The organism is Bacteroides sp. 51, assembly GCF_010500965.1.
Classification (GTDB): Bacteria; Bacteroidota; Bacteroidia; order Bacteroidales; family Bacteroidaceae; genus Bacteroides.
On the sequence record NZ_QVMI01000002.1, the window covers coordinates 321,312 to 334,740 of the forward strand.

The following is a 13,429-nucleotide window of genomic DNA, read 5'->3' on the forward strand; positions in this document are numbered from 1 at the left end:
AACCGCGAAAAGAGAAGAAACAGACAAAAAGAGCGCTAAAGAAAAAACGAAAGCAACATATAATAATTATTCTGTGGAAAATTTAAACAGGCTCTAAGTTTAATTAATTAGTTTGTTGTCTTTCTGTTCCTTTTGATTGACGTTTTTTCATAATTAGTGCAGGAACACGCTTTGTTAGCTCACTAATAAAAAACGACCTTCAGATTAGAATATCCAAAGATCGTTTTTTGTGCGGCTGAAGGGACTCGAACCCCCACGTCTCTCGACACTAGATCCTAAGTCTAGCGCGGCTACCAATTACGCCACAGCCGCAGGCTGCTTTTTGGTTTTGCGATGCAAAGATAAGCAGTTATTTCGGTTACGCAAACTATTTTGAAAAGAAAGTTGAAAAACCCAGTAAAAAACGCGCTTTCTCGATAATCGTGTCGATCCCCTTTTCTTCATCTTGCGGACTCATATTCACCCGATGCTCAGGCTCAATGCCGAATTCTATATGGTTCATATCAGCGTCGTAATGCGGACTGGCAGAAAAGCGAACTCCCCAACCATTGGGTAACTCAGAAGTAAAAGGCAAACCCGAACCACCACCCGTAACATCGCCCATTGTGGTAACCTGCGGAAAATATCGCATCATATTCACAAAATAGTTTCCGGCGCTAAATGTCTGGCGGTTGGCAAGTACAACAACAGGTTTGCTCCAATGAATCCCCACCGAAGGGTCAATATAAATAGCCTGAGGGGTAGAGAAACTGCCATGCCCTTTGCCGGTCTTATGTTGTATATATCCAACTAACTTCTTTTCGGCAGTAAAGTGCGACGCCAGGAGAGTGGCATTCCCAATGGAGCCACCACTGTTGTTTCGTACATCGACAATTAACCCATCGCACCCCGACATGTACTTCAGCATTGTATTTAACTTGTCATTGCTCATCGTTGCCGAGAAGTTGTCACAGTGAATATATCCGATATTTCCTTCGAGGATGGCATAACGGATACTGCCTTCCGCGCGGTATTTGCCTGCCAGGTAATGCATGAGGACAACTTCATTGAAGTTTCGCGGGTATTCGTCAAACCAATGGGTGTAATAGGTTATTTCGTTATCGGAATACAGGTTTACGTGCCCGTCCTTAAGCTCGTCGAGCATCCGAGCCAGTATGTTGAACAACTCCTCATCGGGCATATCGTCGGATATATACTTCCTGTATTCGGTGTACAACCCATCCCAATCAATTTCTTTGTATTCAAGGAAACAATACCTTTCATCGATGATCTTCCATAACTCCTCGAAGTTTCCCAAAGGGGTATCAGCCATCTTCTCCTCCTTAACGCAGGAAGAAAAAGAAAATACAGCGATAAAAACGAGGAATTTCAGAAAACTACGCATAGGCATCTACTTTAATAAGCTCTGACGGAAGGTGGGGGAAGCCCTCCATTCTTATTACGTATCCGGTATAAGTCGCGTACCATACCTACCATAAAAACATAACCATACGTATGCGTCCGGAGGTTGTTGACTTTGGACTGTTGTACATCCCACAGGTAACTAAACCGGAGCCGGCTGCGGGATATGGGCACATCGACCGTAAAGAACTGCCGGATGGAAGGTTGGTTGTGCAGCGAAGTAAAATTGATTACCCCACTCCAATTGCCCAACGTAAATATCTCATAATACGACTGTCCGTAGTTCGGAGAGAACAGTACGCCGGCAACGGGTACATTCGCCTGATAACGTACGATCAATGGGAGATCTTTGATTCGTGTACGCCATATCAGCATACCCGATGCAGCCAGGTTGATATATGCTTTGGCAGAAGCCGGATTGTTGGAGTTGCGGAGGTTATAGACAAAACCTCCGTTGAAATCGCCCAATCCACCGGCAAGTAGTTTGAGGTTGTCCGTAACGTGAAACTGATAGTGCAATCCGTAGTTCCAGTTGATTAACCCGGAGAAAGTATTGTTATTGTCGGCCCTGTTGTGCGTATAACCGAGATTGGCCTGGAAGAAGTTCTGGACAGATACGTTTCCATCCAACATCTTGGTCATGCGCATTGTTTCGCGGGAGAAACGGAAGTCTATTCCTTTATATTCCTGTGGTGACAGGTAAGTGTCGTATACGTTGGTGTAGCCTATGCCATAAGACATTGCACGGGTGACGTAGCGATGGTTTTCCAGGGAATCAATCTGTGCAAAGGATAAAGAGGGGAGAGTTATAAAGGCAACGATAGCGAGGCGGCGGCAAGATGCTACTACAGCTTTAATTGAAAAAACGCTATGTCTATATGATTCTGTTCTCATATTAAGCACTTTTCTCCCACCATCCCAGCCTTCGGTCACCCCTCCTCTATCTTTGGCCGTGGCGCCTCGCCACCCGCTAGAAGAGCTTCATCTGGCCGGTGATCTCGTCTCTGATGTCATCATCGCTCTTTCCATCGTCGGGATCAAGGATTTCCGGTTCTTCCTCTTCATCCTCTCCGCCTGTCTCCTGTACTTCCGGGAAGCGGGTGGGTTCCAGTTCCTTCACTTCGGTTATGGTAAATGTAGAGATGCGTTTTCCTTTGGCCTTGAAACCTTTCACGGCAATGAACTGTTCGGCATCCACTTCGAGAGGCTCGCGGAAACTGTCGTTTCCACCGAATACAACCTCATATCTTGGATAAGGTATGCAGGTAAGGTATACCAGCTTATTGTCTTTGTTCTCGCCCAGATAATTCTGCTTCCTACTGTTAGCTTCAAAACAGAAACGTTTCAGGTATAGATAGTTATTCTGGTCGGCATCATAAAGCACCGCTGTCCAGATTTTGCCGGAATCGTATTTCTCGAGTATCTGAACGTTATTATCGTAGTGGTTGCTCAGATCAAAGTTTGTGGTGTAGAAATCTCCGTTATCTAATACAACAAGGATAGAGTCGTCGCTTTGGAATTCTCCCAGATACTCGCCACGGCCATCGTAGTTAAGGCGGAGCACATCACGGTCGAACCAGACTTTCCGTCCGCCCAGGGTAGACCCGCCACGTTGTTTGAGGGCAACCTTGTGCACATCGTTCTTAGTCAGAATATAACCTTGTGCCTGACGGCCTTTGATGGATATTTCACTGAAATCCCTGTCGAGCGTAATCCGGCGGAGGCGTGGGTTTGGCTTAAGCGTAACCTTGATGATCTCTGCTTCTCCATTCGGATTAGCTGTGAAATAGGCGATCTTTGAATTGGGCGTTCCCTGAGTAATATCGTATTCCTTATCGCGGATAATGGAAGTCACCGCAAAGCGTTTGATATAATGGAAGCCCGTTGCACCGTCTTTATAAACGGCATTATATATCGTGCGGCTATCGTTCTTCTTGAAGATATTAATATGGAGAATATTCTTCCCGACGAACTTCTTGTCGGCTACGGAAGTGACGATGAACTTACCGGTGCGGTAGAAGATGATTACATCATCCAGATCGGAACAATTCCCGATGAATTCGTCTTTTTTGAGCGATGTACCGATAAATCCTTCTTCGCGGTTGATGTAGAGTTTCTCGTTGGCTTCGACCACTTTTGCTGCTTCGATTGTATCGAAATTGCGCAATTCGGTGCGGCGTGGATAGCTCTTGCCGTACTTGTCTTTCAACATCTGGAACCAGTTGACGGTATATTCCACAATGTTGGCCAGGTGGCGGTCTATCTCTTCGATCTCCCCCTTCATGCGGGCAATCAGTTCATCGGCTTTATCTGAGTTGAATTTCAGGATGCGCCCCATCTTGATCTCCATCAGTTTGAGAATATCTTCTTTAGTTACCTCACGGATAAACTGTGGGTAATAAGGGGTCAGGCGTTCGTCAATATGTTCGCAGGCAGCGTCCATGCTTTTGGCCTGTTCGAATTGCTTGTCTTTGTAAATACGTTCTTCGATGAAAATCTTCTCTAAAGAAGCGAAGTGCAACGTTTCCTGTAACTCGTTCTTTTGGATTTCGAGTTCCTGCCGAAGCAGAGCCAAGGTATTATCCGTTGATTTCTTCAATACATGACTTACGGTAAGGAAGTGTGGTTTCTGGTCGTCAATCACACAACAGTTGGGCGAGATGCTCACTTCACAATCGGTAAACGCATATAAAGCGTCAATCGTTTTATCGGAAGATACTCCCGGAGCCAGATGCACAAGGATTTCAACTTCGGCAGCCGTATTATCGTCTACTTTACGTACTTTGATCTTTCCTTTATCAACAGCTTTCAGTATAGATTCAATGACGGAAGAGGTTGTTTTTCCAAACGGAATCTCCCGGATAGCCAATGTCTTATTATCAATCTTGTCTATCTTAGAACGTACTTTCACGCTTCCGCCACGCTCGCCATCATTGTATTTGGCTACATCAATAGAGCCGCCGGTCAGGAAGTCGGGGTAGAGTTGGAACTCCTCGCCGTGCAGGTAGTTGATAGAAGCATCGCAAAGCTCATTGAAGTTGTGCGGCAGAATCTTTGAAGAAAGCCCTACGGCAATACCTTCCACACCCTGAGCCAGCAGGAGAGGGAATTTTACGGGCAGGGTGATGGGCTCTTTGTTACGGCCGTCATAAGACAGTTTCCATTCGGTGGTTTTGTTGTTGAACACAACTTCCAACGCGAATTTAGTCAGGCGGGCCTCAATATAACGCGGAGCTGCAGCTCCATCGCCGGTAAGGATATTACCCCAGTTACCCTGACAGTCGATCAGTATGTCTTTTTGCCCTAGTTGAACCAGTGCGTCGCCAATAGAAGCATCGCCATGGGGGTGGAACTGCATGGTATGTCCTACGATGTTGGCTACTTTGTTGTAACGTCCGTCGTCCAGACGTTTCATGGAGTGAAGGATGCGTCGTTGAACCGGTTTGAAACCGTCGTTGATGTGGGGTACCGCACGTTCAAGAATTACATACGATGCGTAGTCCAGAAACCAATTCTGGTACATTCCGCTAAGTTGGTGTTTAATTCCTTCGTCGTGTGAACCCGCTGGTTTGTAGTCTGAATGCTCTTCTTTGATATCGTTCTTATCGTCGTTCATAAAGTATCGGATTCTTCTTTTTTCTATGCTGATTTTAACAACTAATTATCTTTTTTACATCTATATAGGAAGATGTTCAGGCAAAAATACGAATTAAATTGAAAAAAAGCATTTACTTTGCAGGGATTTAAGTTTTTAAGTTCTTGAGCTTTTAAGTCTTTAAGGTTTTAGAGATAAAAACCAAAGGCATAAAGCCAGAGAACCCGAAAGCTTGTAATCTCTTAACCTAAGTACTTAGGAACTTAAAAACTTAAAAACTCAAGAACTTAAAGACTAAAATAAAAAATGGCACAGGAAGACGTTTTCAAGAAGCTGGTATCACACTGCAAAGAGTATGGTTTTGTATTCCCATCGAGCGATATATACGATGGTTTAGGCGCAGTATATGATTACGGGCAGATGGGGGTAGAATTAAAAAACAACATTAAGAAATACTGGTGGGATAGCATGGTATTGCTTCACGAGAACATTGTTGGGATTGATTCGGCTATCTTCATGCATCCAACCATCTGGAAGGCTTCGGGACACGTTGACGCGTTCAATGACCCATTGATTGACAACAAGGATTCCAAAAAACGCTACCGTGCCGATGTGCTTATTGAAGATCAGTTGGCGAAGTACGACGATAAAATCAATAAAGAAGTAGCCAAAGCAGCGAAGAGATTCGGAGAGTCTTTTGATGAAGCACAATTCCGTTCTACTAATGGTCGTGTTCTGGAAAACCAGGCGAAGCGCGAGGCATTGCATGAACGTTTTGCTAAAGCATTGAACGACTCTAACCTGGAAGAACTTCGCCAGATTATTATAGATGAGGAAATCGTTTGCCCTATCTCAGGAACAAAGAACTGGACGGAAGTGCGTCAGTTCAACCTGATGTTTTCTACCGAAATGGGATCGACATCAGACGGGGCAATGAAGGTATATCTTCGTCCGGAAACGGCTCAGGGTATCTTTGTGAACTACATGAACGTACAGAAAACCGGCCGCATGAAAATACCTTTCGGTATTGCACAGATCGGTAAAGCGTTCCGTAACGAGATCGTTGCCCGTCAGTTCATCTTTCGCATGCGCGAGTTCGAACAAATGGAAATGCAATTCTTTGTACGCCCCGGCACTGAGCTGGAATGGTTTGCGAAATGGAAGGACATGCGTTTGAAATGGCATAAAGCCCTTGGCTTTGGCGATGCAAACTACCGTTACCACGATCATGATAAACTGGCTCACTACGCCAATGCTGCTACGGATATTGAATTCCTGATGCCTTTTGGTTTCAAAGAAGTGGAAGGTATTCACTCGCGTACCGACTTCGACCTTAGCCAGCACGAGAAATTCTCGGGTAAGAGCATTAAATACTTCGATCCGGAATTGAATGAATCGTACACTCCGTTTGTGGTTGAAACCAGTATTGGTGTTGACCGTATGTTCCTGAGTGTTCTTGCAGCTTCTTACTGCGAAGAAACATTGGAGGGTGGCGAAACACGTGTGGTACTGAAACTTCCTGCACCACTGGCTCCGGTGAAACTGGCTGTTATGCCGTTGGTAAAGAAGGATGGTCTGCCCGAAAAAGCACGTGAGATTGTTGATGCACTGAAATTCCAGTTCAACTGCCACTATGATGAAAAGGATAGTATCGGTAAACGTTACCGTCGTCAGGATGCCATTGGTACTCCATACTGTATCACAGTTGACCATCAAACACTGGAAGACAGCTGCGTAACGCTGCGTAACCGCGACACTATGCAACAGGAGCGTGTAGCAATCGCCGATTTGAACAGTATCATTGCCGATAGGGTAAGCATTACTAGCATATTGAAGAAATTAATATAAGATTCAAAGCATGATTAAAAAAATCTATTTGCTGCCATTATTCCTGGTTGTTTTATCTTTTGTAGCTTGTAATGAGTCTGAAGATCCGGGCAAGTATGCCAACTGGCGAGAACGCAATGAAGCATTTATTGACTCCTTGCAACAGGTCGTTGACTCGAAAACAGATCCGGAATTGAAGTATTTGGTTTATGCCAGAGATAAAAGATATAAGATTTTTTATAAAAAGCTGGTAACTACTGAAAATGAGAAGCCAAAGTATACAAGTACAGTCTCTTGTTATTATAGAGGAATGCTTATTGACGAGGCTGTTTTTAATGCTAATCCGACTCAGAAGTATTATACGAAACTGTATGAGCAATTGACGGTTTTTGACCAGAATACAATGAAGCATGGGTATGATCCGACTGAACTTGATTCTCCATTTCCAACTGCCGTGAATTCTTTTTATGTAGTAGGAGGCGTTGCTGCCTGGACTGATATCTTACAGAATATGAATGTCGGCGAGAGATGGGAAGTCTATATTCCCTGGCAATTGGCTTATGGCGAAAGTGGTAGCGGCAGTATTCCCGGATATTCTACTTTGATGTTTGATATGATATTATATCGTATTGACGATTTATAATAAGCATTCGTTCCGGATGCTAGTAGCACTTTGATCAAATGCTACTGGCATTCGCTCCAAATGCTACTGGCAATTGAGTGAAATGCTAGTAGCATCCGGCTCAAATGCTACTAGCATTTTTATACGCATCCACCGCTTTCTTCACCGAACCATGCATTAACAGCAGCGTTTTTGCATGCTCATAATCCAGCCCCAGTTCTTCGATGATCATGCGCGTGCCCCGGTCTACAAGTTTCTGGTTACTGAGTTGCATATTCACCATCTTATTTCCTTTTACCCGGCCCAACTGAATCATTACCGAAGTGGTAATCATATTCAGGATCATCTTCTGGCCTGTACCGGATTTCATACGTGAGCTGCCTGTCACATACTCCGGACCTACAATCATTTCGATAGGAATATCTGCTTCGGCGGCCATAGGCGAGTCGGGATTACTTGTGATACTTCCCGTGAGAATACCATGTTTGCGCGCCTCACGCATAGCGCCAATCACATAGGGAGTAGTGCCCGAGGCGGCAATACCGATCACAACATCCTTCTCATTGACGTTGTGCTCTTGAAGTTCCTGCCAACCGCGTTCCATATCATCCTCGGCGTTCTCTACCGGGTTGCGTAAGGCGATATCACCTCCGGCAATTAACCCGATAACCAATGTTTTGGGCATACCGAATGTAGGGGGAATCTCTGATGCATCCAAAACACCGAGGCGTCCGCTTGTGCCTGCTCCCATATAGAAGATGCGTCCGCCCTGCTTCATGCGGGGGACAATCTCGGATACCAGCTTTTCAATCTGTGGAATGGCCTTCCGGGTAGCCAATGCCACCTTCTGATCTTCAGTATTGATATCTTCAAGAATCTCACGGATGGACTTCTTTTCGAGATCATTGTAGAGCGATGGTTGCTCTGTTATCTTTGTAAAAGCCATAGCTACTTTTCTGAATAATATGTATGTAGCCCGATCATCGGGCTTTGAATAATTGTTCCAATCTCAACACCAACTTCTTTGGCAGCCGCAATCAGCACTTCTTTATAGTGGAAAGCAATCGAACCGATAAAGTGGGCTTTATTGTTTTTGTAATCGTATTGCATTACGTTGCGGGTAAGGAAAGCCCTGAAAGCACTTAGTACCAGTTGATATATCCGGGGCTCCTGAATGTTTTCTGCAAGAAAAGGAGATACGCTGGCCAGGAAACGATTAGGGAAAGGCTGACGATATACTCTCTCAATAATCTCCGCCTGCGTCACATTAAACTGTTTCAGGAATTTCTCCTTGAGTTCGACACCCATCTGGTTTTTCAGGATGTCGCCAACCAATCGTTTGCCCAATACGGCACCGCTACCTTCGTCGCCCAGAATAAAGCCTAGGGGAGATACATTGTCTACGATCTTTTCGCCATCATAAAAACAGGAGTTAGAACCCGTTCCCAGAATGCAAACGATACCCGGCTTGTGCCCGCACAGTCCTTTAGCAGCGGCAAGCATATCGGTATCTACTTCAATTTCACCCTCCACATCGAAGTAAGCGCTTAATACCTCGCGTACAGAAGGAACCTTTTCGGGCGAGCAACCCGCTCCAAAGAAATGAATCTCTCTGAACTTATTGGAATCCAGATTAGGAATCAGAGCATTCGCTATTTCTTCGCCCATCTCTTCCGGCGTCTGGAAGAAAGGGTTCATGCCTTTCGTGAAAACTTGTTGGACTAATCGTCCACGGTCTACAACGCTCCAATGCGTCTTTGTAGAACCACTATCTGCTATCAGTATCATATCTTTATATATATTTTCTTTTTGTACAGCACATATCCAACCGCCCAACAGAATGCGATGAAGAGGACAGCATAAGCCAACGAACCGGGATAGTCGCCAAGTAAGGGTTGAAGGATGACGCTATAGGCGTATCCATGCAAACTAATCATTCCATCGCCATGGGGCACACGTATGTTACCCAGAATAATGGACACGACTCCCGCCATTACATAAATGAACAGTGGGTTAACTCCGAATGCTTCAAAGAAGCGGCTCCACTTCTTATATCCTTTGACATCAATAATCCAAACCAGCAAGGCAAGGAAACTGGATGCCAATCCGCAGGTGACAATGGCAAACGTAGGCGACCATATTTTCTTATTGATCGGGCAACCGTAGCTTAACAAGAAGCCCAGGAATGTTAATATCGTACCCACCAGAAACAAGCGGAGTAATTTATCGTTTATATCCTTCACCTCCATCAGCAGCTTGCCACAGCAGAAGCCAATCAGCACATGCGCTATAGCGGGGATGGTACTTAGCAGCCCTTCCGGGTCAATCCCGTTATCCTTGTACATGTGGTTGACACCAAGAACCGCACGATCCACTATAGACAGAATATTCGTTTCATTGTATTCAAACCCTTTACCGAAGAGTAATACAAGGAAATAGCCCACCAGCATTGTAGCAATAAGATAGGGGATATTCTTATGCTTCATGGTTAATGCAATCAGTGCCGTAGCCCCGTAACAAAGCGCCAGGCGAGGCATGACGCCCAATATACGGATGCGGTCGAAGTTCCAGACAGACTCCCAGAGACGAGTCCAGAAAGTCAATTCCTCACCGCCCAGTGAATTCCATGTGCGGCAAGCCAAAGAAAACCAGGCGATACCTAAACCGATGGCAAAAATAACCACCGTTCGTTTGATGATTTTCCATGCGGCGGAAGTGCTGAACTCAAAGTTGTATTTCCTCAGCGAGATATAGGTAGAGATACCCATAATGAACATAAAGAAAGGAAATACCAGGTCTGTGGGGGTAAGACCGTTCCATTTTGCGTGTCCCAATGGAGCATAGATCTTTGCCCATGTTCCCGGATTGTTAACCAGGATCATCCCTGCAATAGTGATTCCTCTCAGCACATCAAGAGCTAATAATCGTTGGCTGCCAGACTTTACAGCCTCACCCCGGCCCTCTCCAAAGGAGAGGGAGTTCTGAGTTACTCCATTTTGTCTATAATCTTTTGGCATGTAATCTTTCATTTTTATTATTTCTATACTATCTACCTTCCTCCCTCTCCTTTGGAGAGGGCCGGGGTGAGGCTGCTTGTGCATTTGTCAACCAGATAAACAATAGATACATAGGGTATTCCGGCGTTGGTGGTTAACCCGATCTCGCAGGTCCGGCTATTGGAATAACCTATTTGCGTACCAGATTCCTCGATCTGTGGGCGTAATTTACGCAGGGCGTATGCATTAACCTCGGGATGGGTGAATCCTTTATCTCCTGCGAATCCGCAACAGCCTACTTCTTCGGGGACCAAAACACGAGATGAACATTGTTTCGCCAAAGATACCACCTGGTTCGCTAACCCCATTTTCTGCATGGAGCACGTTACATGTACTGCAACCGGAGTGTCTGTCTGCGTAAACTCGAGTTTATCCATCAGGAATGTATATATAAACTCAACGGGTTCGTACAGCTTGATCTTATTTATAGTATGGCGCATGCGGTAGAGGCATGGGCTTTGATCGCATAACACCGGATATTTACCTTGTTCGCTTGCTTCGTACAACGCGGCTTCCAACTCCAAACTCTTTCTATCGGCAATATCCATCATGCCTTTACTCTCCCAGATGGTTCCGCAACAAAGTTTATCCATGTTCTTAGGGAAGATAACCTGATAACCGGCTTTATGGAGTAAGGATACCATTTTGTTGACCAGTGGAACAGAGCCAGCCTCACCCCGACCCTCTCCAAAGGAGAGGGAGGAAGAGCCATGCGGGGTATTCTTAATGAGCTTTTCATAGCTTGGAGAACCTGCAAATGTTTGGTTTATGCAACTGGGGAAATACACTACAGCGGGTTGCGCAGCTGTAACTTTCTTCTCCCTCTCCTTTGGAGAGGGTTGGGGTGAGGCTTTGGGCATCTCTGGCGTCCACAACGGTAATCCCATCTTATGCAAGCCTCTACCTATAGCACTCATCGCGGTTGTTCCCAGTACGGTATGTGCTGCATTGGCAAGTGTTAATACAGGCCGAAGTCCGCTCTTAATCCCAGCAAAATGATTAGCCGTATAATTACCTACTCTATATCCCAGACTACCTTTGGGCAGCTCTTCCTGACGAAGATCATGCGTAAGGTCGCCTGTATTTATTCCCATCGGGCACGACATGGAGCATAGTCCATCGCCTGCACAAGTCGTATTCCCAGGATAATGATATTGTTTTTGAAGCAGACGCAAACGATGCGCATCTTCTCCTGACTCCTTTAAACGAGTGATTTCCCTTTGCAATACAATGCGTTGACGGGAAGACAAAGTGAATCCGCACGTCAGGCAGTTTATTTCACAGAATCCGCATTCAATACATTTATCAACATGAGGATTGGTGAGTGGTAACGGTTTGAAATTCTTGATATGGCACTTCGGATCATCATTGAAGATAACCCCCGGATTCAGAATACCCTTCGGGTCGAACAACTGCTTTACTGCCTTCATCACTTCAAACGCAGTCTTTCCCCATTCATACTCTACAAAAGGAGCCATATTGCGGCCCGTGCCGTGTTCGGCTTTTAAAGAACCGTCATACTTATCTACCACAAGGGCGATAACATCATTCATCAGGTCATCGTATCGCTTTACCTCATCATCACTACTGAAAGATTGATTAATGATAAAGTGATAGTTGCCTTCCAAAGCATGCCCATAGATGCAGGCGTCCTCATATCCGTGACGTTCCAGAAGTTCCTGTAATTCAGCAGTAGCTTCGGGTAGGTTCTCAATATGGAACGCCACATCCTCGATAAGGCTGGTTGTTCCCAGTTTCCTTGTTCCTCCCACCGATGGGAATATACCCGAACGGATGGCCCAATACTTGGAATATTCGCTTTCTTTATCGGTAAAGTGAACAGGGATATATGTATCGAAAGCTTCCAATGCTTCCGTAATAATGTCAATGTTCTGGTCGAGTTCCTCTTTTGTAACTGCCATGGTCTCGGTGAGTACGGCAGTTAGTCCAACCCCGGTAGAATCGTTAACCGATTCCAATGATTTCTTATCAAGCAACTCAGCACCTTTCACGATCCATTCGCCTTGCGCATTGGCTAGTTGTTTCATAGCAACCACTGCACGACAGGCTTCTTTGATGTCACTGAAATACAGCATAGCACTAGCCTTATGAGGATAGTTATATGCCGTCTGCATAGTTACTTCGGACAAGAATGCCAGTATTCCTTCCGACCCAACCATAAGATGTGCAATGATATCAAACGGATCATCAAACACCACAAAAGGCTGTATGTTGAGTCCGGTTACATTTTTAATGGCATATTTATGGCGGATACGCTCTACAAGTTCGGTATCTTCATGTACCAAATCCCGTAATGCTTCTATCTGGTGGATAAATTCCGGCTTCTTTTGGGCAAAATCGTTACGGCTGACTTCACTGCCGGTATCAAGTATAGTGCCATCGGCAAAGACGATGCGAGCAGAGAGTAATACCCTGTCGCTATTGGCATGTGTACCACAATTCATGCCCGAAGCATTGTTCATTACAATACCGCCCACCATGGCACTCTTAACAGAAGCCGGGTCGGGGGCGAATTTACGGCCGTAAGGTTTTAGTATTTCGTTTACCCGCTGGCCGATAATGCCTGGTTGCAGGGTAATGGTTTTGGCGTCTTCACCAATCGTATATTTCTCCCAGTTCTTTCCTGCAACAATAAGGATAGAGTCACTGATAGCTTGTCCGGACAGGCTTGTTCCCGCCGCCCGGAACGTAACCGGCAGTTGATAATGATCGGCAATGGCGAGAATGTCGGAGACTTCCCGCTCGTTTTCCGAACGAATCACAATCTGCGGAATGAGCCGGTAGAACCCCGCGTCCGTTCCCCAGGCCAACCGGCGAAGTTCGTCGGTGTATATTCGTTGGAGGGGAATGAAACGTGATACTTCCTGCAGGAATTGCTTATAGTAACTCTGGCCTGTCATTTTGGAG

General features: G+C 45.4%; 9 protein-coding genes and 1 tRNA gene. 2 read left to right on the forward strand and 8 right to left on the reverse strand.

What is annotated here, in order from left to right; genetic code table 11:
- Window positions 1–230: 230 nt before the first annotated feature.
- The 4 genes from D0T87_RS03280 to D0T87_RS03295 all read right to left on the reverse strand — a co-directional run bounded on the left by D0T87_RS03280 (window position 231) and on the right by D0T87_RS03295 (window position 5,017).
- A tRNA-Leu gene (locus tag D0T87_RS03280) sits at window positions 231–312 on the reverse strand.
- A gap of 55 nt (window positions 313–367) precedes the next feature.
- Window positions 368–1,384, reverse strand: coding sequence for a S41 family peptidase (locus D0T87_RS03285; RefSeq protein WP_239063445.1), 1,017 nt, complete (start codon window positions 1,382–1,384; stop codon window positions 368–370).
- A gap of 11 nt (window positions 1,385–1,395) precedes the next feature.
- Window positions 1,396–2,295 (reverse strand): DUF3316 domain-containing protein, encoded by a 900-nt coding sequence (locus tag D0T87_RS03290; RefSeq protein WP_163172778.1) that lies wholly within the window; start codon window positions 2,293–2,295, stop codon window positions 1,396–1,398.
- 76 nt (window positions 2,296–2,371) lie between these two features.
- Complete coding sequence (locus tag D0T87_RS03295) at window positions 2,372–5,017, reverse strand: DNA gyrase/topoisomerase IV subunit A (RefSeq protein ID WP_163172779.1); 2,646 nt, start codon at window positions 5,015–5,017, stop codon at window positions 2,372–2,374.
- Between the two features lie 285 nt (window positions 5,018–5,302).
- Between D0T87_RS03295 and D0T87_RS03300 the strand changes: the two genes are divergently transcribed.
- Window positions 5,303–6,844, forward strand: a complete 1,542-nt coding sequence (locus D0T87_RS03300; RefSeq protein WP_163172780.1) for a glycine--tRNA ligase — start codon at window positions 5,303–5,305, stop codon at window positions 6,842–6,844.
- A gap of 10 nt (window positions 6,845–6,854) precedes the next feature.
- Entirely contained in the window at window positions 6,855–7,466 is a 612-nt protein-coding gene (locus D0T87_RS03305; protein WP_163172781.1) for an FKBP-type peptidyl-prolyl cis-trans isomerase, read from the forward strand.
- Window positions 7,467–7,566: 100 nt separating this feature from the next.
- Here D0T87_RS03305 and murQ read toward each other — a convergent pair whose 3' ends face one another.
- From murQ to D0T87_RS03325, 4 genes are read right to left on the reverse strand one after another with little or no spacing between them, the layout of a single operon-like run.
- Window positions 7,567–8,391 (reverse strand): N-acetylmuramic acid 6-phosphate etherase, encoded by an 825-nt coding sequence (gene murQ / locus D0T87_RS03310; protein WP_163172782.1) that lies wholly within the window; start codon window positions 8,389–8,391, stop codon window positions 7,567–7,569.
- A 2-nt stretch (window positions 8,392–8,393) separates the two neighbouring features.
- Window positions 8,394–9,233, reverse strand: coding sequence for an ATPase (locus D0T87_RS03315; protein WP_163172783.1), 840 nt, complete (start codon window positions 9,231–9,233; stop codon window positions 8,394–8,396).
- Window positions 9,230–10,462, reverse strand: coding sequence for an acyltransferase family protein (locus D0T87_RS03320; RefSeq protein ID WP_163172876.1), 1,233 nt, complete (start codon window positions 10,460–10,462; stop codon window positions 9,230–9,232). Before D0T87_RS03320 ends, D0T87_RS03315 begins: the two co-directional genes overlap by 4 nt.
- A gap of 32 nt (window positions 10,463–10,494) precedes the next feature.
- Window positions 10,495–13,422 carry an FAD-binding and (Fe-S)-binding domain-containing protein gene (locus D0T87_RS03325; RefSeq protein WP_163172784.1) on the reverse strand — a complete coding sequence of 976 codons (2,928 nt, stop codon included), beginning with the start codon at window positions 13,420–13,422 and terminating at the stop codon, window positions 10,495–10,497.
- Window positions 13,423–13,429 lie beyond the last annotated feature (7 nt).

Excerpts from the sequence above, each read along its gene's own strand:
- D0T87_RS03305 (WP_163172781.1), top strand. The coding sequence starts at position 6,855 with ATGATTAAAAAAATCTATTTGCTGCCATTATTCCTGGTTGTTTTATCT.
- D0T87_RS03315 (WP_163172783.1), bottom strand. The coding sequence starts at position 9,233 with ATGATACTGATAGCAGATAGTGGTTCTACAAAGACGCATTGGAGCGTT.
- D0T87_RS03290 (WP_163172778.1), bottom strand. The coding sequence starts at position 2,295 with ATGAGAACAGAATCATATAGACATAGCGTTTTTTCAATTAAAGCTGTA.
- D0T87_RS03325 (WP_163172784.1), bottom strand. The coding sequence starts at position 13,422 with ATGACAGGCCAGAGTTACTATAAGCAATTCCTGCAGGAAGTATCACGT.
- murQ (WP_163172782.1), bottom strand. The coding sequence starts at position 8,391 with ATGGCTTTTACAAAGATAACAGAGCAACCATCGCTCTACAATGATCTC.
- D0T87_RS03320 (WP_163172876.1), bottom strand. The coding sequence starts at position 10,462 with ATGCCAAAAGATTATAGACAAAATGGAGTAACTCAGAACTCCCTCTCC.
- D0T87_RS03295 (WP_163172779.1), bottom strand. The coding sequence starts at position 5,017 with ATGAACGACGATAAGAACGATATCAAAGAAGAGCATTCAGACTACAAA.
- D0T87_RS03300 (WP_163172780.1), top strand. The coding sequence starts at position 5,303 with ATGGCACAGGAAGACGTTTTCAAGAAGCTGGTATCACACTGCAAAGAG.
- D0T87_RS03285 (WP_239063445.1), bottom strand. The coding sequence starts at position 1,384 with ATGCGTAGTTTTCTGAAATTCCTCGTTTTTATCGCTGTATTTTCTTTT.